This window comes from Rhodococcus aetherivorans (assembly GCF_011058165.1).
Classification (GTDB): domain Bacteria; phylum Actinomycetota; class Actinomycetes; order Mycobacteriales; family Mycobacteriaceae; genus Rhodococcus; species Rhodococcus aetherivorans.
This window is the reverse complement of record NZ_JAALEG010000011.1, coordinates 17,470-41,665: the sequence shown is the minus strand read 5'-3', so window position 1 is coordinate 41,665 and position 24,196 is coordinate 17,470. Positions and strand designations below refer to the sequence as shown.

The following is a 24,196-nucleotide window of genomic DNA, read 5'->3' as shown; positions in this document are numbered from 1 at the left end:
GATGGGCACTGCCGAGGTCACATCCGGGATCGTCGACGGCGACCACGCGCTCGAGACGGCCACGGTGCTGGGCCGGCGATTCGCCGAGAACGCCACGCTCCGCGACGCGAACCGCGAACTGCCGCACACCCAGATCCGCGAGTTCGCCGGATCGGGCCTCGGCGCGGTGACGGTGCCCCGCGCGTACGGCGGGATCGACGTGCCCACCGAGACGCTCGTGGAGATCTTCCGGCTCCTCGCCGAGGCGGATCCGAGTATCGCGCAGATCCCCCAGTCCCACTTCACCTTCCTCGAACTGCTCCGGTCGCAGGGAACCCTGGATCAGCAGGAGTTCTTCTACGGTGAGGTGCGGTCCGGAGCCCTGTTCGCGAACGCGCAGAGCGAACGCGGCCCCCATCCCGTCGACGTGGACACCACGGTGCTCGTCCCGTCCGGTGCGGATTTCACCCTCTCGGGCCGCAAGTTCTACAGCACGGGCGCCCTGTTCGCGGACTGGATCGCCGTGCGCGCCAGTGTGGTCGGCGACGGCGGCACCCCGGGCCGCGGCACTCCGAGGGCCGTGGCGTTCGTGCCCCGCGACGCCGCCGGGCTCACCGTCGTCGACGACTGGGACGGCATGGGGCAGCGCACCACCGCCAGTGGCACCGTCACCCTCGACGGCGTGACGGTGCCCGCCTCGTCGATCGTCCAGTACTCGGGGCTGTTCGACGGGCCCACCACCTACGGGGCACAGGCACAGATCCTGCACGCCGCGATCGACGTGGGGATCGCGACCGGCGCCCTGCGCGAGGCGGTCGTGCAGGCCGGCCGCGCCCGTCCCCACTTCGAGGCGGGAGTCGACCGCGCGGTGGACGATCCGCTACTGGCTCAGCTCGCCGGCGAGGTGACCGTCACGGTGCGGGCGGCCCAGGCCCTGCTGACCGTCGCGGCCCGCGCGGTGGACTCCGCGCGCGCCGACCTCGACGCCGACACCGCCGCGGCGGCATCGATCGACGTCGCCACCGCGAAGGTCGCGGCGACCCGCGCCGCGCTCGACGCCGCGAACGCGGTGTTCGAACTGGGCGGCACCCGAAGCGCATCCGGCGCGGCCAACCTGTCCCGCTACTGGCGCGACGCACGCACCCACACCCTGCACGACGCGACGCGCTGGAAACTGCAGCACATCGGCCGTTGGACGCTGGACGGGACATCTCCACCGCGGCACGGGGTGATCTGAGACGACCGCACGCCCGTTCCCCGGCGCCAGTATTGAACTCTGGCCGATCGCAACCGGTGCCATCGCGGGCCCGATTGTCCATCGTTGTGTCGACATCGACGCCACACCGAGGAGCATGACAGGTGAGCAGTTCAACGATCCAGACGCCGGCCGTGACCGACGACGAACTCCGGGAGCGCTTCCGGCCGATCTTCGACCGGATCGCCGAGGGAGCCGTCCAGCGCGAGCACGAGCGCCGGCTGCCGTTCCACGAGGTGCAGTGGCTGCGGGAGGCCCGTTTCGGCGCCCTGCGGGTGCCGGTCGGGTTCGGCGGCTTCGGTGCCACGATCCGTCAGCTGTTCGACCTGCTGATCGACCTCGCTGCCGCCGAGTCGAACCTGCCACAGGCGCTGCGCGTGCACTGGAGCTTCGTCGAGGACCAGCGGCTCGCGGGTGACGGACGAGCCCGGCACTGGCTCGCGGCCGCCGCGGACGGCACGCTCGTCGGCAACGCCATCACCGAACCGGGCGTGGGTGCCGCCGACCGCTACCGCACGACCCTCACCCGCAAGGGCGGCGACTGGGTCCTCGACGGAATCAAGTACTACAGCACCGGAAGCCTGTACGCCGACCACATCCTCGTCGCCGCGGACCGCGACGGCGAGCGGGTCTCGGTACTGGTGGACGCGCGGCAGGAGGGCGTCGAGCAGACCGACGACTGGGACGGTTTCGGCCAGCGGCTCACCGCGAGCGGTACCACCACCTTCACGGGAGTCGTGGTGCCGGAGGACCGCATCCTCGGGCCCGGCTACGGCGCCCCGGGCCGCACCTACGCGACCGCCTACCTGCAGCTGGTGCAGCTCGCGGTGCTCGCCGGCATCGCCCGGCGCGCCGAGGCCGACGCCGTCGACTGGGTTCGGGCGCGCACCCGCACGTTCACCCACGCCGTGGCCGACCTGCCACGGCACGACCCGCTGGTCCAGCAGGTGATCGGGAAGCTGTCGGCCGCGGCCTTCGGTGCCCGCGCCGCCGTGCTCGCCGTCGCCGACGACCTCGACGTCCTTCTCGACGCGGGCGCCGACGACCCCGAACTGCTCGACCGCGCCGAGGCTTCCGCCGCCCGCGCCCAGTCGGTGGTGATCGGGCTCGTCCTCGACGCGACGGCGCAGCTGTTCGAGGTCGGCGGCGCGTCCATCACCTCGTCGGAGGCGGCGCTGGACCGGCACTGGCGCAACGCACGGACCGTCGCGGCGCACAACCCGCTGATCTACAAGCAGCAGGCCGTCGGCGCCCATGTGCTCAACGGGGATCCGCTCCCCTACGCGTGGAGCGCGGGCCGTCGCCCCGGAGTCATCGCGTGACCCGGCACATCCGCTTCAACGCGTTCGACATGAACTGCGTGGCCCACCAGTCCCCCGGACTGTGGCGCCACCCCGCGGACCGGTCGCACCGCTACACCGACCTCGGGTACTGGACCGAACTTGCCCGGCTCCTCGAACGCGGCCTGTTCGACGGCCTGTTCATCGCCGACGTGCTCGGCACGTACGACGTCTACGGCGGCACCGACGAGGCGGCGCTGCGGCAGGGGGCGCAGGTCCCGGTGGCCGATCCGCTCCTGCTCGTCTCCGCGATGGCCGCGGCGACCGAGCATCTCGGCTTCGGCATCACCACCGGAACAGGATTCGAGCATCCCTACCCGTTCGCGCGGCGGCTCTCGACCCTCGACCACCTCACCCGCGGCCGCATCGGATGGAACGTCGTCACCGGATACCTGCCGTCCGCGGCCCGCAACTTCGGCGAGGCCGACCAGCTCGATCACGACACCCGCTACGACCACGCCGACGAGTACCTCGAGGTGCTCTACAAGCTGTGGGAGGGCTCCTGGGAGGACGACGCCGTCGTCCGGGACGCCGAGCGCGGCCTCTACATCGACCCGGAGAAGGTGCACCACATCGGGCATCGCGGTGCGCATTTCACGGTGCCCGGCATTCACCTGTCCGAACCGTCACCGCAGCGGTCTCCGGTGATCTATCAGGCCGGGGCGTCGCCGCGCGGCGTGCGCTTCGCGGCGGAGAACGCGGAGGCGATCTTCGTCGGGCCGCCGTCCAAGCGGGTCCTGCGCGACACCGTGGCCCGCATCCGGGCCGCGCTCGTCGACGCCGGCCGCGATCCGTACTCCGCGCGGATCTACGCCCTCGCCACGATCGTCACGGACGCCACCGACGAGGCGGCCGCGGCCAAACACGAGGAGTACAAGCGGTACGCCAGCCTCGAGGGCGCGCTGGTGTTCACCTCCGGCTGGATGGGTATCGACCTGTCCCGCTACGACCTCGACGAGCCGATCGGCAACGTCGAGAGCAACGCCATCCGCTCCGCGGTCGCGGCGTTCCAGGAGGCCGACGACGACGGCCGCGAATGGCGCGTCCGCGACATCGCCGAGTGGGCGAGCATCGGCGGACTGGGCCCCCGCTTCGTCGGCTCCGGCGAGTCCGTCGCCACCCGGTTGCAGGAGTGGGTGGCCGAAACCGACGTCGACGGGTTCAACCTTGCCTATGCCGTCACGCCCGGCTCGTTCGAGGACGTGATCACCCACGTCGTCCCCGTCCTCCAGGAGCGCGGTGCCTACCCGACGACCTACACCGAGGGAACGCTGCGCCACAAGCTCTTCGGCAAGGGCGACCGCCTCCCCGACGAGCATCGGGGCGCCCGCTACCGGCTCGGCGCGCCCCTCTCGACCGTGACCGACCGCCACCGCGCCTACGTCGGCTGATCCATCACCGCCCACCACGAGGAGTTTCCATGACCACCACTCGACGTTCCGTCGCCGTCGTCGGCGCCGGACTGGCCGGGACCACGGCCGCGCTCGGCTTCCTCGATGCCGGATTCGACGTCACCGTCCTCAGCGATCGGGGTCGCGAGTCGCTGCGCAACGACGTGCCGGCGACCGGAACGGCCGTCTACTTCGGCAAGTCCCGCGAGTCCGACGCCCGGATCATCGAGGATCTGTACGCCGACGGACCCCATTCGACCGGCATGAGCACGCGCCTGTATTCGGGCGACGGCGACACCCGCGCCGAGGTCCTCGAGTTCGACCCGGATTTCCGGTACGTCGCGCAGGGCGTCGACGTCCGGCTGCGGGCGGACGACCGGCTGGGCCGTTTCCTCGACCGGGGTGGCCGGTTCGAGGTGCGCGCGGTGACGCCGGAGAGTCTCGATGCGATCGCCGCCGAGCACGACCTGACGCTCGTCGCGACCGGCAAGGGCGGCCTGTCGTCGCTGTTTCCCGTCGACGCCGAGCGCACCGTCTACCGCGAGCCCCAGCGCACCCTGCTGCTGGTGACGCTCCGGGGACTCGGGCACGGCCCGGACACGTGGGGTTACCGCTCCGAGGCGGGGGGCGCCCACAACCTGTTCAACCTGCACACCGAGTACGGCGAGGCCTGGCTCGGCCCGTACCTGCACAAGGACGCGGGTCCGACGTGGAGCTTCCTCGGCTTCGCCAAGCCGGGCAGCCCGTGGGTCGAGCGGTTCGAGGCGGTCACCGACGTCCACAGCGCCCGTCGCACCGTCGTCGAGCTGTACCGCGACTACTTCCCGCAGGACGCCCCCGAGGTGGAGAAGCTCGAGGTCATCGAGGCCGATCCGCACTCGTGGCTGCGCGGGGCCGTCACCCCGACGGTGCGGCGGGCGGTGGGCCGCACGGCCGGGGGCCACGTCGTCGCCGCGATCGGCGACACCGCCATCGCGTTCGACCCCATCGCCGGCCAGGGCGCACAGAACACCGTGGTGCAGGTGGCGGCGCTGATCGAGGCGGCACGCGGCCACGAGGGCGAGTTCACCGCCGACTGGCTCACGGAGCAGTTCGAAAAGCACTGGGACGCCCGCGGTCACGCCGCCGCGGAGGTGACCCGGCTGTTCCTCGGCGATCCGAAGTACGCCGTGCACGCGGAGTTGCTCTTCCCCGCGGCGACCGTGAGTGAGCCGGTGGCCGCCGCGCTGTTCGGGTTCCTGTCCGAACCCGGCACGCTGCTCGGCATCGACACCCGCGACGACGTGCTGGCGTTCATCACCGCGCATGCCGGCGAGCCGGCCGAGGACGTGCTGGCGCGGTTCCAGCCGAGCGGCGGCTTCACCGCGTCGCCGCTCGCCGGCGCAGCGGTCCAGCCCGCCTGACGACGACCCGGTCCCGACCGTCGCGACCGCTCGCGACGGTTGGGATCGGGTTGATTCCAACGATTGGGTGCGGCGGGTGCGGACGCTTGAATTGGTGCCCATGTCGACCGAACACATCACCCCCGAGATCAAGTTCGCCTACTGGGTGCCCAACGTCAGCGGCGGCCTCGTCACCTCGAACATCGAACAGCGCACCAGCTGGGACTACGACTACAACGTCCGGCTCGCCCGCACCGCCGAGAACAACGGCTTCGAGTACGCCCTGAGCCAGGTGCGGTACGAGGCCAGCTACGGCGCGGAGTTCCAGCACGAGTCCACCAGCTTCTCCCTCGCTCTCCTGCTGGCCACCGAGCGCCTGAAGGTGATCGCCGCCGTCCATCCCGGACTGTGGCAGCCGGCGGTGCTCGCCAAGCTGGGTGCCACCGCCGACCAACTCTCCGGCGGCCGGTTCGCCGTCAACGTCGTCAGCGGCTGGTTCAAGGACGAGTTCACCCACCTCGGCGAGCCGTGGCTCGAGCACGACGAACGCTACCGCCGCAGTGCCGAGTTCCTGCAGGTGCTGCGCAAGATCTGGACCGAGGACGATGTCGACTTCCGCGGCGACTTCTACCGCATCCACGACTTCACCCTCAAGCCCAAGCCCGCCAACACGCCCGAGCGGCCCAATCCCGAACTGTTCCAGGGCGGTAACTCCACCGCCGCGATCGCCAATGGTGGCCGCTACGCGGACTGGTACTTCAGCAACGGCAAGGACTACGACGGCATCAGCGACCAGATCGCCGACCTGCGCGCCGTCGCCCGCGAGCACCAGCGCGAGGTCAGGGTCGGCCTCAACGGGTTCATCATCGCCCGCGACACCGAGAAGGAAGCGCGCGACACGCTCCGCGAGATCATCGAGAAGGCGAACCGCCCGGCGGTCGAGGGCTTCCGCGGCGCCGTGCAGCAGGCCGGTGCGTCCACCGGGGACAAGAAGGGCATGTGGGCCGACTCGACATTCGAGGACCTGGTCCAGTACAACGACGGCTTCCGCACCCAGCTCATCGGCACGCCCGAGCAGATCGCCCACCGCATCGTCGAATACCGCCGGCGCGGGGTCGATCTCATCCTGGCCGGCTTCCTCCACTTCCAGGAGGAGATCGAGTACTTCGGCGAGAAGGTGCTGCCGCTCGTGCGTGAACTCGAGGCCGCCGATCAGGACGACCGCGAGCCCGTGGTCGTCTGACGCGGCCCGATCACCGCCACGCGGATCGCAGGACCGGCGCCCAGCGCTGGGCGTAGTCCGCGATCCGCGTGTCGGTGGTGTAGGTGGAGTCGAGCAGGTACAGACCCGGCGCCGGGGTGGTGGCACCGAGTTCGACGAGGACCGGCTTGAGCAGCAGGTCCGGGGCCAGGGCGTGGGCCGGGCCGGCACCGAGCATGAGCGGCACGGCGGTGACATCGCGCAGGCCGTCGCCGGTGGCGAACTGGTCGAGGAAGAGCTTGAGGATGCCGGTGTAGGCGGCCTTGAACGTGGGGCTGGCGAAGACCACGAGGTCCGAGGCGGCGACGGTGTCCACCGCCGCCTTGACGGCGTCGTCGCCCCAGCCGAGCAGGCCGGGTCCGAGGGTGATCACGTCGACGACGTGGTCCGGTGCGGCGCCGGTGAGCTCGGTGGCCAGGAGGGTGGCGGCGTCGAGGGTGCGGGAGCCGGGCTTGGGGTTGCCGGCGACGACGGTGGTCTTCACGCAGGGGCCTTTCCACACACATTCGGGATATCCCGGCGCGGTGCGCTGCCGGGAGGTTCTGGTCGGACCGCGCTCACCGTGTGCACAGCTCTATCACCGCGTAGGTGGTGGCGACGTCCGGCCACCGGACCTCGGCGAACAGCCGCCGCAGTAGACCTTGCCTCTCGCACTCCGATTCGCGTGCGGCCGCCGAAGGGCGACCTGTGGGGAGGTCGTCGTGCCCGGGCGTCATGCGCACCGCCTCGTCAGCAGTTCCGTGATGTGCACGGCCGGGTGCGGGTCGAAGCGGTATCCGCTGCCGCGGACCGTGGAGATGATGCTGCCGAACTGCTGCAATTTGGTCCTGATCCGGGAGACGTGGACATCGACGTTCCGGCCACGACTGTCCACCTCCCGCACCCCGTTCCCGAGGTCACGCAGGACGGCCCGGGACACCACGGTCCTCGGGTTGCGGACGAGATAGGCGAGGATCTCGAACTCGCTGTGGCTGAGCAGCACTCGCCGGCCGTCGAGCAGGACGTCGCGGGCGGGAAGGTCGATGATCAACGGGATGGGGGTCGGGCTGAGCACCGTATGGGTGCTCACGCCCGGAACCAGATCCTGGGCGGCCTCGCGAAGGGCATCGGCGAGCGCCGCCAGGTCACGCGAGGAGTGTGTTCCGATGTCGGGCAGTCGCAGGACGAGAACGAGTTCGGCACCGGCGTCGGTGACTACGTCATTGCGAGTGTCGAGGATTTCCATGTGAGGCTCCGGTCGAGGAGGGGATCCGACGAGCTGACGGGCGATGCGGTGCGGCGACAGCTCGGACACTCGTTCCGGAGACTCGGCAGGCGACTCATGATTCACTCCTCCAATGCGACGGGGCGGTGGTAGGCACCCTCGTGGTACAGCAACGGAATACGCTTTCCCTCCGCCGGATTCGGGTCCTCGTGCGCACGAACCACGACACCGACGACCAGAGTGCTGTCACCGAGCGGAATCAACCGGTCGACGACAACCCGGAGCCAGACCGGCGTGCCGTGCAGGACGGGTTCACCGGATTCGATTCGGGTCCAGAGCGACTCGTCGGAGAACCGCTCCGCCGCGCTGCGCGCGAAGCGCTGCGCGAGATGCTGCTGATGCTCGCCCAACAGGTGGATCACCAACGACTCGGCCGAGCGGACGGCGCCGATGCTCGACGACGTGTCGGTGATGTTGAACGAGACCAGCGGCGGATCGAGGGAGAGCGAAGCGAAGGACGTCGCAGTGAACCCGACCGGGCCGGAGCCGGATTCGAGAGTGACGATCGTGACCCCGGCGGGGTGCCGCCGAAGGGCCGAGCGGTATTGGTCGCCACGGACGCCCGGAGCGTGCTCCGATGCGGCGGTGGCGGAGCATTCGAGGGCATTCGACATCGACAGGGACATAGCCGTTCCTTGAAGGAGGTACATACCGAGACGGAGGGAGGAATCGGGAAGACTCGTACTCAGGTCAGGAGGCACAGAGACACGAGCGGGTGCGGCACAGGTCCACGTGCCTGCGGCTCCACGCTGTTTCGGTCATAGTGCTCGATCCTCACCTGTCTGCAGTCGATCGTGGCCGTCCCCGACGGTCTTCGTCGGGGCACAGCCGAGGCGGTGCCGGGGTTGCCGGCGCCCCTAGCTCGTCGGGAAACCCCTTTCGCGCAACGCGTCTCGAAGTCGGCGGCGCGATCCCAGGGTACCCGGATCCGTCAGTCGTGCCACGATTCGCCCGGTCCAGCTGCCCGGCAGGCCCTGTCCACGGTAGAAGTCCTCGGCGCGGGTGTCGTACCGGGCGATACCCGCGTCCTGCGCCTCGAGTCGGTAACGGTCCCGGTGGCACACCACGTCGAAACCGAGTCGCGGCTTGACCTCGGCCCGCTCCGCCGGATCGGGGAAGCCGACCGAGAGGCCGACGACCGGGAAGACCCGCTGCGGCAGTTCCAGGACGTCGGCGACGCGCTCGGGCTCGTTGCGGATGCCACCGATGTACACGGTGCCCAGGCCGACCGATTCCGCCGCGACCACGGCATTCTGCGCGGCCAGGGCCGCGTCGACCACGCCGAGCAGGGTGCCCTCGGCGAAGTCCGCGTTGACGAGTTCTCGGCCGTGGACCGTAGCGATGCGCTCCGAGCGGGCGAAGTCTGCGAGCCAGACCAGGAAGAGCGGCGCGTGGCGGACCGCATCCTGATCGCCCGCAAGGGTGGCGAGCGCATCGATCCGCTCGCGGTCGGTGACGGCGACGACGGACCACAGCTGCAGATTGCTCGAGCTGGCCGCGGACGACGCGGCGGCGACGACGGCGCGCAGATGATCCTCGGGGACGGGACGGTCGAGGAACCGGCGCACCGACCGGTGCGCCAGCTGAGTCGCCAGCACCTCGTTCCAGGGGCCGGCCGTGTCGGCAGCACCGAAGCGTCGTTCGAGAGCACCGCGTCGTTCGAGAGCACCGCGTCGTTCGAGAGCACCGCGTCGTTCGAAAGCATCGGAGCGAGCGACCACCCGATCCGCGCCGGCGCCGGGGTTCGCTGTGAGTGGGTGAGACGTGGTCACGAGTGGAGCCCTTCTGGCCGGTTCCCGGCCGGTCGGCGGATCGCTATCGGCTGCCCACCGGCGAATCGGCGGTGAACCCTCTGGCGCGCTCGGTGTCGGATTCGCTCCACAGCGTCGTCGGCGGTACCTCCGCGCGCACCAGCGGCACGACCTCCTCGGCGAATCGACGCAGGGTGTCCTTCTGGCGTTCGAAGTCGAGCACGTGGTTGACGGATACGGATTGGAGGACGTGGCCGAAGCACTCGTGGTAGTCGAGGATCTTCTCGGCCACGCGATCCGGCGAACCGACCAGGGCCGGACCCCGCTCGACCGCCTCCTCGATCGTGCGGAAGCTGGTGGTCTTGCCGACGGCGCCCGGATCATGTTTCCTCTTGTCGGCCTGGCGTACCGCACCTTCGTAGATGGGCCGGTACTCCTCGATCGCCTTCTCCGTGGTGTCCGCGAGGAACAACCCGCCCGAACCCGATCCGACGTAGGCCTTCGCCGGGTCGTGACCGTGTGCGGCGTAGTGCTCGCGGTATCGATCGATCAGGACCTTGTAGTTCTCCCGGGGCTGCAGGGCGTTGGCCGTCACGATCGGGTCTCCCCACTTCGCCGCCAGGTCCACTGCCCGCGCCGACGTGGCGGATCCGTGCCAGATGCGGAACGGCCCGTCGAACGGGCGGGGCAGCGTCGTGACATCGGCGAGTGCCGCTCGGTACTCACCCGACCAGTCGACGTGTTCCTCCCGCAGCAGCCGGCGCAGCAGTTCGTAGTTCTCGGTGAGGTAGTCGTACTGTTTGCCGATGTCGAGGCCGAACAGGGGGTACTGGAGCACCTCGTTGCCCTTGCCGATGACGATCTCGAGGCGGCCCCGGCTCAGCTGATCGACGGTGCACAGATCCTCGGCGACGCGCACGGGATCGAGCACCGACAGCACGGTCACACCCGTGGACAACAGGATCCGCTCGGTGGCCTGTGCGATGGCACCGAGGACGACGATCGGGCTGGACGAGAGCACGTCGCCGGCATGACGTTCGCCGACCGAGTAACTGTCGATGCCGAGCTGCTCGGCGAGCACGGCCATCTCGACGACGCGGTTCAGGCGCTCCGCGGGAGCGACGACGTCGCCGGTGACCGGATGCGGCGGGTTGAAGATGATGTCGAGGATCTGGAAGCGCACGAACTACAGAGTCTGCCGTCCCGGTGGGCGTCCGCGAAGGGTTGTCCTCGAGGTGATCGGAACCGTTGCGCCCGGCCGGACACGTCGCCGTCGTCGTCTCGGCATCGGCGTCACGGTAGCCGTGCACCGGGGTGCGGACCAGGATTGCGATCGTCGTGATCCGAAATCGGTGCAGGTCGGACCCGCCCGAAAGGGCGTGGGTTGTCCGAGACCCGTCCACTGGATAGCGTGACCGTCCGGCAGCACCGAGGGCGGATTCCCGCCACGAACGGGCCGCGCCCGCGGCCCATCGGAGGAAAGATGGTCGGCACCAGTCACGCGCAGGTCGTGATCGCACGCGTCGTGGGCACGCACGCCCCGGCGTGTTGTTGTCGCTGACAGCCGTCCCACCGGACGCACCCGCGTCTCCCGATACCGACATCTCCTCCGGCCGCCGGTGCCGCGTTGCCCGTTTCCCGGGCACCCGGCGCTCGACGTGGCCCGAAAGGACTCCCTGCGATGCCTCCCTCGACCACCCTGCCCGTCGTCGACCTCACAGGCCTCGACGGCGATGCCGCCACCCGGGCCGCCCTGCTCGACCGGCTGCGCCGGGTCACGCACGAGGTCGGCTTCTTCCACCTGGCCGGCCACGGCATCGACCCGGCCCTCGCCGACCGGCTGATCGCGGCGGCACGCGCGTTCTTCGCCCTGCCCGACCCCGTGAAGCTGGAGATCGAGAACTCCCACTCGCCTCATTTCCGCGGCTACACCCGCGTCGGGGGTGAACGAACCCAGGGATATGTGGACTGGCGCGAGCAACTCGACATCGGCCCCGAACGGGCTCCGGTGGCACAGTTCGACCCCCAGCGGCCGTGGGAGGTGCTGCACGGTCCGAACCTGTGGCCGAGCCGGGTGCCGCAGCTGCGGACGCTCGCGCTGCAGTGGATCGAGCAGGCCGGCGCGGTCGGCCGTCGACTCCTCCGGGCATGGTCCGAATCCCTCTCCGCACCAGCCGATTTCTTCGACGGCGCGTTCGCGGACCCCGATCCGCTGCTGAAGATCGTACGGTACCCGGGCCACGACCGATCGATCACCGGACAGGGTGTGGGCAGTCACAAGGACGTGGGAGTTCTCACGCTGCTCTATCCGGAACCCGGAAGCACCGGCTTCCAGGTGGAGATCGACGGCACCTGGGTCGACGTCGAACCCCTGCCCGGACACTTCGTCGTCAACATCGGCGAACTCCTCGAACTGGCCACCGGCGGCTACCTGAAGGCGACGACGCACCGGGTCCTTCCGCCGGCTCCCGGCACCGACCGGGTATCCCTGCCGTTCTTCCTCAATCCCGCACTGGATCAGGCGTTGCCGCATGTGCCACTGCCCGGCGCACTCGCCGCCGAGGCCCGCGGCGTCGGTGCGGACGAGCACGGTGACGCCTTGCACGCCGTGTATGGGCTCAACGCGCTCAAGTCACGACTGCGGGCCCACCCCAACGTCACCGAGCGCCATCACGCCGACCTCTCGAACTCCCCCCTCCTCGCCGGCCGGCCCGGCGATCTCGACGAAAGCGAACACTCCGAATGACTCTGCGCCGCACCCTGTCCGTGGTCTCCGCCGTCGCCCTGGCCACCGGGCTGGCCGCCTGCTCCGCCTCCGGGACCGGCGAGGACACGCTCGTGATCTCCGCCTCCGCGACACCGCACGTCGAAATCCTGGAACACGTGCGGCAATCCGGTGCGCTCGGCGACGTCGTCCTCGACATCAAGCCCGTGACCGGCGAGGTGGACCCGAACGAGTTGCTCGAAGCCGGTGACGTCGACGCCAACTTCTTCCAGCACCACCCGTACCTCGCCGACTGGCAGCAGCAGAAGGGCGTGGACAACCTCGAGTCGGTCGCCGCCGTACACCTCGAACCGCTCGGCCTGTACTCGAACAAGATCGCCGCGGTCGCGGACCTGAAGGACGGCGACACGATCGCGCTGCCGAAGGACACGACCAATTTCGCGCGTGCGCTCTACCTCCTGGAGTCGGCGGGCCTGCTCGAACTCGACAAGCCGCTGTCCGAAGCGGACATCGCGACGGTCACTGCCGCGAACATCGTCTCGAATCCGAAGAACCTGAGGTTCGTCGAGCTCGAACGCGCGCAGCTCGCGCGCACCGTCGACGATCCGGCGATCACGGCCTCGGTCGTCAACTCGAACTACGCGCTCGAAGCGGGGCTCAACCCCGCGGACGACAGCATCGTGCGGGAATCCGTCGACAACAACCCGTTCGAGAACATCCTCGTGGTGCGATCGGAGGATGCGTCCGATCCCGCCGTCACCGCCCTCGCGGACGCCCTCGAGTCGCCCGAGGTCGCCGCCTGGATCGCCGAGAACTACGACGGCGCGGTCGTACCCGTCCACGAGGTCGGCGCGTGATCGTCGTCGACGGACTCACCAAGTCGTACCCGGCAACGGGCGGCACCGGCACGATCGACGCACTCCGCGGAATCGACCTGAGGATCGACGAGGGAGAGGTCTTCGGCATCGTCGGCCCCAGCGGTTCCGGCAAGTCCACGCTGCTGCGGTGCCTGAACCTGCTGGAACGCCCCACGAGCGGACGCATCCTCCTGCGCGGCGAGGACCTCTCGCACCTGTCCGAAGGCCGGCTGCGCGGGTCCCGTCGCCGCATCGGCACCGTGTTCCAGCAGTTCAACCTCCTGCACTGCCGCACCGTCCGCGCGAACGTCGAGTTTCCGCTCGAGGTCGCCGGCGTACGGAGGACGGAGCGACGGGACCGGGCCGAGACGTTGCTCGAGCTGGTCGGGCTCACCGACAAGCGGGACGCCTTCCCCTCGCAGTTGTCCGGCGGGCAGCAGCAGCGCGTCGGCGTCGCGCGCGCACTCGCCGCCGAGCCCGACGTCCTGCTGTGCGACGAGGCGACCAGTGCCCTCGACCCGGCCACCACGGAGCAGGTGCTCGATCTGATCGCGACCGTCAACCGGACCCTCGGCGTCACCATCGTCGTCGTCACCCACGAGCTGTCCGTGGTGCGCCGGATCTGCACGTCGGCGGCGCTGCTGGACGGGGGCCGCATCGTCGAATCCGGTCCCGTGGCCGATCTCGTGGCCGACCCCGTCTCCCGCCTCGGTGATGCGCTGCTGCCGGCGGGCGTCGGCGAGCAGAACGGGGACGTGACCGCGCTCGTCACCGCCCGCGGCTCCGCCGTCGCCACGCCGTGGCTGTCCCGGCTCTCCCGCGACGTCGGGGTCGACGTCGCGGTCGTCGGTGGCCGGGTCGACCGTGTCGCCGGTACCGACATCGGCAAGCTGCACGTGCGTTTCGACGGCGACGTGGATCGCGACGCGGTGGACCGATTCTTCGCCGTCCTGCCCGACGTCACCGTCGCGTGGACGACCGGCGTCGTGGCGAGGGTCGGGGCATGAACAAACTCAGCTGGTACGACGCCCTGCCCGAGGTGTGGGCCGCCACGCTCGACACCCTCTACATGGTGGGCGTCGCCTTCCTCCTCACCGTCGTGGGCGGGGTGCTCGTGGGTGTTCTGCTGCACGTGACCGCGCCGGACGGGCTGCGCCCGATCCGCACGCTGTATCTCGTGGTCGGGGCCGTGGTCAACGTGTTCCGTTCGCTGCCGTTCCTGGTCCTGCTGATCGCGCTGATCGGTGTGACCCGTCTGGTGGTCGGGACTGCGATCGGGCCGACCGCCGCGCTCGTCCCCTTGACGATCGGCGCGATCCCGTTCTTTGCCCGCATCGTCGAGAGCGCGCTGCGAGAGGTTCCGCGTGGGCGGGTGGACGCGGCCCGGGCCATGGGGGCCTCGAACCGGCAGATCGTCACCAAAGTACTTCTTCCCGAATCGCTTTCGTCTCTGATCTCCGGTGCCACCCTCACCGCGGTTCTGCTGGTCGGCTACTCCGCGATGGCCGGGGTCGTCGGCGGCGGCGGGCTCGGCGACTTCGCCATCGTCTACGGGTACCAGCGCTTCAACACCCCGGTCCTGATGGTCGCGGTGGTGGTGTTGATCGTGCTCGTGCAGGCGCTGCAGACCGTGGGAGACGTCGCGGTGCGGGCGCTCGCACACCGGCGATGAAGTTCGCTTCGTGGCGGCGCGGCCATGCCTACCGCGGCCCCGTCTCATATCGAATCGATATGAGGTGATGCCGAAACACCGTCTATCCGCGACGCGCGCCACCCGCCAGGGTGGAGACCATGGCCACTTCTCTCCAGACGCTCTCGGCCCCGGCCGCGGTACGCCTGCGCGCTCCGCTTCCGGGACTCGCCGTCTGTGCCGCGGCGGCAGCGGCGGCCCTCGTCGCCGCCCGGCTCGCCGGGGGCATCAGCCCCCTGCTGATCGCCATCGTCCTCGGCGCACTCCTGGCCAACACGACCTCGCTCCCGGCGTCCACCGAACCCGGCCTGGCCGTGGCCTCGCGCCGGTTGCTCCGGATCGGGGTCGCCCTCCTCGGTCTGCAACTCCTCGTCACCGACGTGCTCGCCCTCGGCTGGGGCGTGCTCGGCCTCGTCGTGGCCGTGGTGGTCGGCGGCATCGCCGGAACGATGGCACTGGGCAGGATCCTCGGGCTCGACTGGACCCAGCGCCTGCTCGTCGCCTGCGGCTTCTCGATCTGCGGCGCCGCCGCCGTCGCCGCGGTGGACGGGGTCGTCGACGCCCGCAAGCAGCACGTGGTCACCGCCGTCGCACTGGTGGTCGTCTTCGGCACCGCCATGATCCCCGGCCTGCCGCTCGCGGCCTCCGCGCTGGGACTCGACACCACCCAGGCCGGCATGTGGGCCGGCGCCGCGATCCACGAGGTGGCGCAGGTCGTCGCCGCGGGGGAAGCCGTGGACGCCGGCAACGCCGGGGCGCTGGGCGCGAGCGCCCTTGCGGTGGCCGTGACCGTGAAGCTCGCCCGGGTCGCGATGCTCGCGCCCGTGGTCGCCTGGATCGGCGCGGTGTCCCGCCGCCGCAGCCGCGAGCAGACCGAAATGCGGCGGCCCCCGCTGGTGCCGCTGTTCCTGCTCGGCTTCCTCGGCTGCGTGGCCCTGCGCGCCACCGGCCTGCTCCCCGACCCGGCTCTGGACGTCGCCCGGCTCGCGCAGACGGCGCTGCTCACCGCCGCCATGTTCGCGCTCGGCACCGCCGTGCGCATCGACGTCCTGCGGGGCGTGGGCTGGCGGCCCTTCGCGCTCGCCGCCGCATCCACGGTGTGGGTCTCGGCGATCGCCCTCACCGGAATTGTGCTGCTGGGATAGCGGATACGCTCCACAGCCGCGCGCCGATCGGCCACACACAACAGTCGTGCCGCACGCGGGTGACCGGAAGGTTCGCGGCTGGACGCGGTGGCCCGGCACGACGGCCCGGCCGAAACGGATCTCGCGGGAAGCACTTCGGGCACCGGTGGCCGCTGTTACCGTCGGCGAGATGACACCGGTGGCGAAGGTGGGCTCCACGATCCGCGTCGCGATCGCCGCGGCACTGTCCGTCGCGCTGCTCGGCGCCTGCACGTCGGCCGGGGACGACTCGTCGGGGACCGCCGAATGCATCCACGTCCCCAACGGCACCCCGCTGTCCGCCGCGCCGCCCGCCCCGTCGGCGTCCGAAAGGGACCTGGCCACCAACCCCGAGGTCGCCACCGGCTACCGCGACGACATGACGGCGGTGACGACCGCGTCGTACGCGGTGTCCACCGCCAACCCGGTCTCGACGGAGGCGGCGTGCAAGGTGCTGCGCGACGGCGGCACCGTCGCCGACGCGCTGGTCGTCGCGCAGACGGTGCTCGGGCTCGTGGAGCCCCAGTCGTCGGGGATCGGCGGCGGCGCCTTCCTGCTCTACTACGACGCGGAGACCGGGCAGGTGCAGGCGTACGACGGCCGGGAGACGGCACCGATGTCGGCCACCGAGAACTACCTGCGCTGGATCAGCGACACCGACCGCACCGCGCCCCGGCCCGACGCCCGGGCCAGCGGCCGCTCGATCGGGGTGCCCGGAGTGGTGCGCCTGCTCGAGGAGGTGCACCGCGAACACGGGGGCACGGAGTGGGCCCGGTTGTTCGACCCGGCCATCTCCCTCGCCGACGACGGGGTGGTGATCAGCGACCGGATGGCCGAGTCGATCGCCGACTCGGCACCCGACCTCGCCGTCGACGACGAGGCGCGGGCGTACTTCCTGAACCCCGACGGCACGCCCAAGACCGCGGGCACCGTCCTGGTCAACCCCGCCATGGCGAAGACGCTCGGCGCCATCGCGTCCGGCGGCGCCGACGCCTTCTACACCGGAGCCCTCGCCCGGGACATCGTCGACGCCACCACCACCGAGGCGGGCGGCCGCACCCCCGGGACGATGACGGTCGACGACCTCGCCGGCTACGAGGTGAAGAAGCGCACCCCCCTCTGCACGCCGTATCGGGCGCACGAGGTCTGTGGCATGCCGAACCCGTCCTCGGGCGGGATCGCGGTGGCGGCGACGATGGGCATCCTCGGGAACTTCGACCTGTCCGCGCTGGGACCGACCGACGTCGACGAGAACGGTGGCGAGCCGACCGCCGACGCCGTGCACCTGATCTCCGAGGCCGAGCGTCTCGCGTACGCGGACCGCGACAAGTACGTGGCGGACTCGGACTTCGTTCCCCTGCCCGGCAATTCGCCGCAGACGCTGCTCGACGACGACTACCTGCGCGGGCGTGCGGGCCTCATCGACCCGGGCCGGAGCATGGGCACGGCACAACCCGGCGACTTCGGGCCGGTGCCCCTGGGCACCCCACCACAGGATCGCGAACACGGCACCAGCCACATCTCCATCGCCGACGAATACGGCAACGTGGCCTCGATGACCACGACGATCGAATCGGCGTTCGGGTCGTTCCACATGGTCGACGGCTTTCTGCTGAACAACCAGCTGACGGACTTCGCCGCCGAACCCGTGGACAAGGCCGGGGTGCCGGTGGCCAACCGCGTCGAACCGGGCAAGCGACCGCGCAGTTCGATGGCGCCGACGCTCGTCTTCGATCGCAATCCCGACGGCAGCCGCGGCGACCTGCGCATCGTCGTCGGCTCGCCGGGCGGTTCCGTCATCATCCAGTACGTGGTCAAGACGCTCGTCGGGATGCTCGACTGGGGCCTGGACCCGCAGCAGGCGGTGTCGGCGGTGGCGTTCGGCGCGGCGAACACCCCGGTCACCGGGGTCGGGGGCGAGCATCCGGCGATCGACGGCAGCGACGACGGCGCACGCGATCCGCTGGTGGCCGAGCTGCGCGCGCGAGGCCATCAGGTGGCGGTGCTCCCGCAGTCCAGCGGACTGAGTGCGCTCCGCCGGGACGAGTCGGGATGGGTCGGCGGCGCGGACCCCCGTCGCGAGGGCGCGGTGATGGGCGACGCCACCGGATAACGATCCGACGCGCGGTACGGCCCATCGAGTCACGACTGGATAACCACACGGGGTCTCGTCGAACTGCAGGAATAAGATCGACAACCATCGATCGCCGTCACGGCGGATGACTGGGAGCGGATGGATCGGGGTGCCCGGATGCGGATCGCGGACGTGCTGCGGAACAAGGGGCCGGTCGTGGCCACGGTCGATCCGGACCTCTCGGTCGACGAGATGATCGGTGAACTCGCCCGCCACAACGTGGGCGCCCTCGTCGTGGTGGAGGGCGACGCCGTGATCGGCATCGTCTCCGAACGCGACGTCGTGCGCCGGCTCCACCAGCACGGTCCCGCCCTGCTCGACGCCCGTGTCCGGGACATCATGAGCACGACGGTGTCCACGTGCCTGCCCACCGACACGGTGAACAGCCTGGCCGAGACCATGACCGAACGCCGGATCCGGCACCTGCCCGTCGTGGTGGACGGCCACCTGGTAGGCATCGTCAGCATCGGTGACATCGTGAAGAGCCGGATCGACGAACTGCAGTGCGAACGCGACCAACTCGAGTCGTACATCGAGCACGGCTGAACCCGGGGCACCGGATTTCAGGGGGATTCTCCGGGTGATCCCGGATTACCCTGCGGCGCCTGCCGGACGACAGTGGACCATATGGCGAAGCGTCCGGGGCAGCGGTGGCGGCAGGCGACGGTGTGGCTGCACGTGGTCACGTCCGTGGGATGGATGGGCCAGGCCCTCGCACTGCTCGTTCTGTTGACGCTGAGCCGCACCGCGGTGGATCCCGCCGTGCGGGTGGCCGGCACGACCATGGCGCAGCACCTCGACGGCACGCTGCTCGCTCCGCTGGCCAACGCGTCGGCGTTCACGGGCTTTCTCCTCGCGGCGGCGACGCCGTGGGGATTCCTGCGCTACTGGTGGGTGGCGATCAAGTTCGTCCTCACCGTGGTCCAGGTGAACCTGGGGATCCTCCTGCTGTCGGCGGGCCTGAACGGCTCGGTGGCCGCCGCCCGCGACGGCACGTCCGGACCGGCGGGACCGATGATCGCGGGCACCGCTCTGATGATCAGCGCCCTCGCGTTCCAGGCGTGGTTGTCGGTCGCGAAACCGTGGGGCCGCACCCCGTGGTCGGCCGGGAAGGCGAAGCTGCCCGCCGCGCCGCCGTGGGTCTTCGCCATGGCGACCGGCGCGGTGGCCGCGGACCTCGCCGTCGCGACTCTGCTCGGCCATCCGCTGCCCGCCTTCGCCGCCCTGGCCCTGGTCGTCGCGGCGACGACCAGGGCCAGGGCGATCCGCGAGGCGAGCCCTCAGCCGGCCTACGGCTGAGGCACCGGCGTGGTCGTCGGGGTGGTGGTTGCGGCCGGCGTCGTGGTCCCGGGGGCACTCGACTCCGCGGTCGTCGGGGCGACGGTCGTCGGCTCGACGGTCGGCAGCGGCTCCACGGCAGGCAGGGGCTCCACGGCCGGCAGCGGGGACGGCGCCGCGGGCGAGGGAGCCGGGGCCGCGGGCGAGGGAGCCGGGGCCGCAGCCGGGACGGGCGGCACCGGTGCCGGCGAAGCCGACGAGGAGGCCGCGGCCCGAGTCGGCGACGCCGGGGTCGACGACGTGGTGGTCGTGGTGGCCCCGGCGGCGGCCTTCTCCACGTCGCCGTCCGTCGTCGGCGGGAGCGGCGCCGGATCGATCGGCTTCGACGAGACGACGAGCTGCGGAGCGGTCGACTCGGCCTCGGCCTTGTCGAGCTCGCCGCTCTCGGCCTGCTTCGCCAGATGGGTCAGCCATGCCGCCGCGTACTGCGCGGACGTCAGGGGCTTTCCGTTCTCGGGGTCGGAATCGCGCCAGTAGTCGAAGTGGTGCCCGGTGTCCGGCCCGAGGGTCTGCTGGTACGGATCGCTCAGCGCCACCTCGAGGGTGTTCTCGTTGTCGGCGATGAATCCGATGACCTCGTTGCGCAGCTTCGCGGGCAGATAGGTCAGGTCGATCAGCTCACCGGAGGTGATCTCGCCGTCCGTGCCGGTCGAGGCGACGTCGCGGACGGCCGGTTCGTAGGACGGATCCGACACCTTGATGAGGACGTCGAGGAAGGTCTCGTCGCTCTGCATCCAGTTCTCCTGCGACTGGATGTCGGCGAACGCGGCCATGGCGATCCGCCCGAGGACCGTGGCGACGTCCAGCGCGGTCTCCGGGGTGAGCCCGTCGCGCTCGAGCGCGTCGACGTTCAACTGCCGTCCTACGTTCACCGCGAGCTGCAGCAGGGCGATGTTCTCCGGAGCGGAGCAGGTCAGGTCGCCCTCCGAGCAGAACGACGCCACCTTGCCGTCCAGCGCCCCGAAGCTCCCCGAGGTGCCCGGCAGCGAACCGCTGCCCGACGCGCTGTTCCGGCCCGACTGGTAGGCGAGGTCGAATCCGTCCGGGTTGCGGAACTCGTCCTCCGCGCCGGGGAACGGTCCCTCACCCGCCGTGCGCCCGGCGTCGGCCAGGATGACCACACCCACGACCGAATCCGGATCGACGATCTCGTACGACCCGTCCTCGGCGCTTTCCTGGTTGCCGATCTCCATCGCCACGCGGCGCGCAACGTCGGCGCCCTCGCTGTACCCGACGACGGCGAACTTCGTGTCGGGGCATGCCTGGCGGATCGCCTGCATCACGGTCTCGGCGTTGTCCACGCCGGCCTCGACGGCGTCGTCGTACGACGACATGTTCGCCGGGTACTCGACGTACACGGCGGAGTAGGAACCCTCGGGCACGTCGTCCCGCGGCGCGTTCACGACCTCGTCGACCCAGGGGCTGCTGAAGTCGGTGGACGATGCGGCCGGCAGGGGGTTCCCGTCGGCGTCGAGGAGCATCGCGTGGGTGCCGGGGCGGGGACTGTCGTTGCGCCCGCCGACCGCGATGCTGACCATGTCGTGGCACTCGGTGACCGAGGCGGTCAGCGTCGTCGGGGCCGTCGACGGAGCCGACGGTTCCGAGACAGCGACGGCGACCACCGCCGCCGCGCCCAGCGCCACGGGTGCCACCGCAGCCGCGACAATCCGCTTGTTTCGCACCGCCCAGTCAAGTGCCATGGTCAATCCCCATCCGAAGTCGGTCCGTGCCGACGACCCTGATTGTGGTGTCGACGCGTCGGTCGGAAAGTCGTTCGAGACGGCAATCGTGTTACATGTCCGCGTCGTAGGCGGGGTCGCGATGAGTTCCCGGCGCCCGGGCGGTCGGTATCCCGTAGGCGGAGCGACACGGGCATCACGTCGGAAGGAGGGACCCGTTGCGGACACTTGCCATCACCCAGAACGTCACCCTCGACGGTTCGATCGAGATGCTGGGGGACTGGTTCGACCCCCAGGGTCAGGCGGAGGTGGACAATTCGGATCATCTGGCGGAACTGCACCGGCAGGACAGCGAGTCCGACGCGCTGGTGCTCGGCCGACGGACGTTCGAGGACTTCCGGGGCTACTGGCCGGGGCGGACCGACGATCCCACGGGCATCTCCGCGTATCTCGACCAGGTGCAGAAGTACGTGGTGTCCTCGACCGTGACGGATCCGCAGTGGCAGCACACCACCGTCCTCTCCGCCGAGCCTCTGGCCGCGATACGCGCCCTGAAGGCGCGCATGGGCCGGGACATCGTGGTCACCGGCAGCATCTCGCTGTGCCACGCCCTGATCGAGGCCGGACTCGTGGACGAATACCGGCTGTTCGTCCATCCCGTCGTGCAGGGCCGCGGACGCCGGTTGTTTCCGGACGGATTCGCGTTGCCGCGGCTGCGCCTGCTCGCAGCGAACGCCTTCCGTTCCGGCATCACCTTCTCCCGCTACGCGGCGGGCTGATTCCCCTGCGGCGGCAAACAGCCTCGGCACCGTCGTCGGCGCGAGTAGGCTACCGGGCATGGCCGATCTGTCCGGCGACGTGCGGGCTCTGCTCGGGGCGCGGAACATGGCGCACGTCGCGACGCTCATGCCCGACGGCTCGCCGCACGTCTCCCCGGTGTGGATCGCGGTCGAAGGTGATCACTTGGCGATATTCTCCGCTCAGGAGAACCGGAAGGTCGCCAATCTGCGCCGTGACGGGCGCGTCGCCGTGTCGGTCTGCGATGAGCACAACCCGTATCGGTCGGTCGTCGTCCGCGGCCGGGTCGTCGAGGAACTCGAAGGCGACGAAGCGGTCGCGATCATGGACCGAATGAGCAACCGCTACATCGGCAGCGACTTCCCCATGCGCTCAGCGATCGTGTCGCTCATCGAACCCGAGCGAGTTCACCTGCAGGATCTCCCGTTCCGACATCCCTCGGACGCCGGAACCTGAGCCACAACACTCGAACGATCGGCTCCCGGGCCGCCCCGGCGCGACGGCGACCGTGATCCGCACGCCGCACCGGAATTCGCGCGCTGAACTGCCGCAGCGAATTCCGGTGCGGCGCGTGAATTTCGGTCAGAGCGGATCCCGACCCCCACCATCCCCGGACCGTAAGCACAATGGCCGTTTTCGCTGAGTGAAATAGATTCTGCCTGATCAATTTTCGCGGTCGACCCCGCGCCGCGGCCGAGTTGACGTATCGCAGCGCGCGCAGTCACAATCCGAACGATCACTCGGTTACGAACAGGTGTGCACTATGCGAACAAGCTCGGATCGGACCGCCGCCCAGGCGCCCCGACACGCAACCCGCTCCGCGAGTCTCGTCGTCGCGCTGTGCTGGGTCGCGGTACTTCTCGACGGCTTCGACCTCGTCGTTCTCGGCGCGGTGAATCCGGCGTTGCTGGACTACCCGGACTGGAACCTCGACGCAGGCGGCCTCACGGTCATCTCGACCGCCGGCCTGGTCGGCATGACACTCGGAGCCCTGGCTATCGGCACCCTCACCGACGTCCTCGGCCGGCGACGCACCCTCATCTTCTCCGTCACCGCCTTCTCGGTGCTGACACTCGCGTGTGCTTTCGCGACCTCGCCGGAGATGCTCGGCGGCCTGCGCTTCCTCGCGGGTCTCGGGCTCGGCGGCGCACTGCCCACCGCGTTGGCGATCGTCGCCGAATTCATGCCCGGCAAAAAGGGATCCGCGTCGACGACCGTCATGACCGGCTATCACGTCGGCGCCGTGGCGACCGCGCTGCTGGCCCTCGTTCTCCTCGAAAGTTCGGGGTGGCGTTCGATGTTCATCGCGGGCACCCTGCCGGCGTTCGTCCTCGTCCCGCTGATGATCCGCTACCTGCCCGAGTCGCCGGCCTACCTGTCGGTGCGAGGCCGGCACGACGAATCCGAGCGCATCGCCGCCGACTACGGACTTCCGCCCATCGATGTGACCACGGTGCCGTCGGACACCGACTGCCCCGCGGATGTCGCGAAGACCTCGAAACCGGGATCGCCGGTGCGGACTCTGTTCTCGCCGCAGCTGCTGCGCACCAGCGTGTCCATCTGGGTCACCTCATTCATGGGCCTGCTCCTGGTCTACGGCCTCAACACCTGGCTGCCGACGATCATGCGGGAAGCCGGATACGACCTCGGTGCGTCGCTGTCGCTGCTGCTCGTGCTCAACGCCGGTGCCGTCGCGGGCCTGCTCGTCGCCGGCCGCGTCGCCGACCGGATCGGCGCCCGCACCGCGGGCATCGCATGGTTCACGCTCGCCGCGCTGTTCCTCGCCACGCTCAGCATCAACCTCGCCTACGGCGTCTACGTGCTGGTGTTCCTCGCCGGGTGCTTCGTCTTCAGCTCCCAGGTACTCGTCTACGCCTTCACGAGCGCGGCCTACCCGGCCGAGGCACGCGCCACGGCGCTCGGCTGGTCCGCCGGCGTGGGCCGCATCGGCGCGATCTGCGGTCCGATCCTCGGCGGCGCGCTGCTGCAGGCCGGCGTCGCCTACCCCTGGGGCTTCTACGCCTTCGCCGCCGTCGGCGTACTCGGCGCCCTCGCGCTGTCGACGAGCCGGCCGGTGCGGTAACACTCGAAACTTGCTCACTGATTCGGAATTTGCCGCGTCAATTGCGTGGGTAGATTCCGAATCGGTGAGCGAATCCGTCGGACGTCGCTAAGTGATGCGAACCGGA

Annotated in this window: 23 protein-coding genes; 16 read left to right on the top strand and 7 right to left on the bottom strand. The window is 70.2% G+C overall.

Annotated elements, in window-relative coordinates; genetic code table 11:
- The first annotated feature begins 1 nt into the window (after position 1).
- The 5 genes from G6039_RS06990 to sfnG all read left to right on the top strand — a co-directional run bounded on the left by G6039_RS06990 (position 2) and on the right by sfnG (position 6,590).
- Positions 2 to 1,216 carry an SfnB family sulfur acquisition oxidoreductase gene (locus G6039_RS06990; protein ID WP_043796860.1) on the top strand — a complete coding sequence of 405 codons (1,215 nt, stop codon included), beginning with the start codon at positions 2 to 4 and terminating at the stop codon, positions 1,214 to 1,216.
- Positions 1,217 to 1,338: 122 nt separating this feature from the next.
- Positions 1,339 to 2,556, top strand: coding sequence for an acyl-CoA dehydrogenase family protein (locus G6039_RS06985; protein ID WP_043796861.1), 1,218 nt, complete (start codon positions 1,339 to 1,341; stop codon positions 2,554 to 2,556).
- Positions 2,553 to 3,965 carry an LLM class flavin-dependent oxidoreductase gene (locus G6039_RS06980; RefSeq protein WP_006943659.1) on the top strand — a complete coding sequence of 471 codons (1,413 nt, stop codon included), beginning with the start codon at positions 2,553 to 2,555 and terminating at the stop codon, positions 3,963 to 3,965. The genes G6039_RS06985 and G6039_RS06980 overlap by 4 nt, the downstream gene beginning before the upstream one ends.
- 29 nt (positions 3,966 to 3,994) lie before the next feature.
- Complete coding sequence (locus G6039_RS06975; protein ID WP_043796862.1) at positions 3,995 to 5,368, top strand: styrene monooxygenase/indole monooxygenase family protein; 1,374 nt, start codon at positions 3,995 to 3,997, stop codon at positions 5,366 to 5,368.
- 100 nt (positions 5,369 to 5,468) lie between these two features.
- Complete coding sequence (gene sfnG / locus G6039_RS06970) at positions 5,469 to 6,590, top strand: dimethylsulfone monooxygenase SfnG (protein ID WP_029546686.1); 1,122 nt, start codon at positions 5,469 to 5,471, stop codon at positions 6,588 to 6,590.
- 10 nt (positions 6,591 to 6,600) lie between these two features.
- Here the strand turns inward: sfnG and G6039_RS06965 are convergent, their stop codons facing one another.
- The 6 genes from G6039_RS06965 to G6039_RS06945 form a co-directional block, all read right to left on the bottom strand.
- Complete coding sequence (locus G6039_RS06965; RefSeq protein WP_043796864.1) at positions 6,601 to 7,092, bottom strand: NADPH-dependent FMN reductase; 492 nt, start codon at positions 7,090 to 7,092, stop codon at positions 6,601 to 6,603.
- 228 nt (positions 7,093 to 7,320) lie between these two features.
- Positions 7,321 to 7,833, bottom strand: coding sequence for a winged helix-turn-helix domain-containing protein (locus G6039_RS06960; protein WP_043796865.1), 513 nt, complete (start codon positions 7,831 to 7,833; stop codon positions 7,321 to 7,323).
- A 101-nt stretch (positions 7,834 to 7,934) separates the two neighbouring features.
- Complete coding sequence (locus G6039_RS06955) at positions 7,935 to 8,498, bottom strand: flavin reductase family protein (protein WP_043796867.1); 564 nt, start codon at positions 8,496 to 8,498, stop codon at positions 7,935 to 7,937.
- Between the two features lie 64 nt (positions 8,499 to 8,562).
- Positions 8,563 to 8,634: a putative leader peptide gene (locus G6039_RS31390; RefSeq protein WP_353852504.1), complete on the bottom strand. Its 72-nt coding sequence runs from the start codon at positions 8,632 to 8,634 to the stop codon at positions 8,563 to 8,565.
- A gap of 95 nt (positions 8,635 to 8,729) precedes the next feature.
- Complete coding sequence (locus G6039_RS06950) at positions 8,730 to 9,593, bottom strand: NADPH-dependent oxidoreductase (RefSeq protein WP_043796868.1); 864 nt, start codon at positions 9,591 to 9,593, stop codon at positions 8,730 to 8,732.
- 94 nt (positions 9,594 to 9,687) lie between these two features.
- Positions 9,688 to 10,806, bottom strand: a complete 1,119-nt coding sequence (locus G6039_RS06945) for an LLM class flavin-dependent oxidoreductase (protein WP_010596237.1) — start codon at positions 10,804 to 10,806, stop codon at positions 9,688 to 9,690.
- Between the two features lie 498 nt (positions 10,807 to 11,304).
- On the opposite strand from G6039_RS06945, the gene G6039_RS06940 reads away from it, so the two are divergent.
- The 8 genes from G6039_RS06940 (at position 11,305) to G6039_RS06905 (ending at position 19,491) form a co-directional block, all read left to right on the top strand.
- Entirely contained in the window at positions 11,305 to 12,369 is a 1,065-nt protein-coding gene (locus tag G6039_RS06940; protein ID WP_010596238.1) for an isopenicillin N synthase family dioxygenase, read from the top strand.
- Positions 12,366 to 13,205: a MetQ/NlpA family ABC transporter substrate-binding protein gene (locus G6039_RS06935; RefSeq protein ID WP_006943671.1), complete on the top strand. Its 840-nt coding sequence runs from the start codon at positions 12,366 to 12,368 to the stop codon at positions 13,203 to 13,205. Before G6039_RS06940 ends, G6039_RS06935 begins: the two co-directional genes overlap by 4 nt.
- Positions 13,202 to 14,212 (top strand): methionine ABC transporter ATP-binding protein, encoded by a 1,011-nt coding sequence (locus G6039_RS06930; RefSeq protein ID WP_043796874.1) that lies wholly within the window; start codon positions 13,202 to 13,204, stop codon positions 14,210 to 14,212. Before G6039_RS06935 ends, G6039_RS06930 begins: the two co-directional genes overlap by 4 nt.
- Entirely contained in the window at positions 14,209 to 14,877 is a 669-nt protein-coding gene (locus G6039_RS06925) for a methionine ABC transporter permease (RefSeq protein WP_029546695.1), read from the top strand. Before G6039_RS06930 ends, G6039_RS06925 begins: the two co-directional genes overlap by 4 nt.
- A 119-nt stretch (positions 14,878 to 14,996) precedes the next feature.
- A complete protein-coding gene (locus G6039_RS06920) occupies positions 14,997 to 16,040 on the top strand; it encodes a YeiH family protein (protein WP_006943674.1) in 1,044 nt (347 codons plus the stop codon).
- A gap of 169 nt (positions 16,041 to 16,209) precedes the next feature.
- Entirely contained in the window at positions 16,210 to 18,171 is a 1,962-nt protein-coding gene (locus tag G6039_RS06915) for a gamma-glutamyltransferase family protein (RefSeq protein ID WP_029546696.1), read from the top strand.
- A 138-nt stretch (positions 18,172 to 18,309) separates the two neighbouring features.
- Positions 18,310 to 18,738 carry a CBS domain-containing protein gene (locus tag G6039_RS06910; RefSeq protein WP_029546697.1) on the top strand — a complete coding sequence of 143 codons (429 nt, stop codon included), beginning with the start codon at positions 18,310 to 18,312 and terminating at the stop codon, positions 18,736 to 18,738.
- An 81-nt stretch (positions 18,739 to 18,819) separates the two neighbouring features.
- On the top strand, positions 18,820 to 19,491 hold the full coding sequence (locus tag G6039_RS06905; protein ID WP_043796876.1) for a hypothetical protein: 672 nt from the start codon (positions 18,820 to 18,822) through the stop codon (positions 19,489 to 19,491).
- Here G6039_RS06905 and G6039_RS06900 read toward each other — a convergent pair.
- The gene (locus G6039_RS06900) at positions 19,482 to 21,230 is read right to left on the bottom strand and encodes a cutinase family protein (RefSeq protein WP_043796878.1); all 1,749 of its coding nucleotides are present in this window, start codon (positions 21,228 to 21,230) and stop codon (positions 19,482 to 19,484) included. The two genes, G6039_RS06905 and G6039_RS06900, sit on opposite strands and share 10 nt — an antisense overlap.
- Positions 21,231 to 21,427: 197 nt before the next feature.
- Between G6039_RS06900 and G6039_RS06895 the strand changes: the two genes are divergently transcribed.
- The 3 genes from G6039_RS06895 (at position 21,428) to G6039_RS06885 (ending at position 24,090) form a co-directional block, all read left to right on the top strand.
- Entirely contained in the window at positions 21,428 to 21,988 is a 561-nt protein-coding gene (locus G6039_RS06895) for a dihydrofolate reductase family protein (protein ID WP_029546700.1), read from the top strand.
- 58 nt (positions 21,989 to 22,046) lie between these two features.
- On the top strand, positions 22,047 to 22,463 hold the full coding sequence (locus G6039_RS06890; protein ID WP_006932325.1) for a TIGR03618 family F420-dependent PPOX class oxidoreductase: 417 nt from the start codon (positions 22,047 to 22,049) through the stop codon (positions 22,461 to 22,463).
- 307 nt (positions 22,464 to 22,770) lie between these two features.
- Complete coding sequence (locus G6039_RS06885) at positions 22,771 to 24,090, top strand: MFS transporter (protein ID WP_006932321.1); 1,320 nt, start codon at positions 22,771 to 22,773, stop codon at positions 24,088 to 24,090.
- The last annotated feature ends 106 nt before the right edge of the window (positions 24,091 to 24,196 follow it).

Excerpts from the sequence above, each read along its gene's own strand:
- G6039_RS06885 (WP_006932321.1), top strand. The coding sequence starts at position 22,771 with ATGCGAACAAGCTCGGATCGGACCGCCGCCCAGGCGCCCCGACACGCA.
- G6039_RS06920 (WP_006943674.1), top strand. The coding sequence starts at position 14,997 with ATGGCCACTTCTCTCCAGACGCTCTCGGCCCCGGCCGCGGTACGCCTG.
- sfnG (WP_029546686.1), top strand. The coding sequence starts at position 5,469 with ATGTCGACCGAACACATCACCCCCGAGATCAAGTTCGCCTACTGGGTG.
- G6039_RS06905 (WP_043796876.1), top strand. The coding sequence starts at position 18,820 with ATGGCGAAGCGTCCGGGGCAGCGGTGGCGGCAGGCGACGGTGTGGCTG.
- G6039_RS06925 (WP_029546695.1), top strand. The coding sequence starts at position 14,209 with ATGAACAAACTCAGCTGGTACGACGCCCTGCCCGAGGTGTGGGCCGCC.
- G6039_RS06900 (WP_043796878.1), bottom strand. The coding sequence starts at position 21,230 with ATGGCACTTGACTGGGCGGTGCGAAACAAGCGGATTGTCGCGGCTGCG.
- G6039_RS06955 (WP_043796867.1), bottom strand. The coding sequence starts at position 8,498 with ATGTCCCTGTCGATGTCGAATGCCCTCGAATGCTCCGCCACCGCCGCA.
- G6039_RS06935 (WP_006943671.1), top strand. The coding sequence starts at position 12,366 with ATGACTCTGCGCCGCACCCTGTCCGTGGTCTCCGCCGTCGCCCTGGCC.
- G6039_RS06940 (WP_010596238.1), top strand. The coding sequence starts at position 11,305 with ATGCCTCCCTCGACCACCCTGCCCGTCGTCGACCTCACAGGCCTCGAC.
- G6039_RS06915 (WP_029546696.1), top strand. The coding sequence starts at position 16,210 with ATGACACCGGTGGCGAAGGTGGGCTCCACGATCCGCGTCGCGATCGCC.
- G6039_RS06910 (WP_029546697.1), top strand. The coding sequence starts at position 18,310 with ATGCGGATCGCGGACGTGCTGCGGAACAAGGGGCCGGTCGTGGCCACG.
- G6039_RS06975 (WP_043796862.1), top strand. The coding sequence starts at position 3,995 with ATGACCACCACTCGACGTTCCGTCGCCGTCGTCGGCGCCGGACTGGCC.
- G6039_RS06990 (WP_043796860.1), top strand. The coding sequence starts at position 2 with ATGGGCACTGCCGAGGTCACATCCGGGATCGTCGACGGCGACCACGCG.
- G6039_RS06890 (WP_006932325.1), top strand. The coding sequence starts at position 22,047 with ATGGCCGATCTGTCCGGCGACGTGCGGGCTCTGCTCGGGGCGCGGAAC.
- G6039_RS06960 (WP_043796865.1), bottom strand. The coding sequence starts at position 7,833 with ATGGAAATCCTCGACACTCGCAATGACGTAGTCACCGACGCCGGTGCC.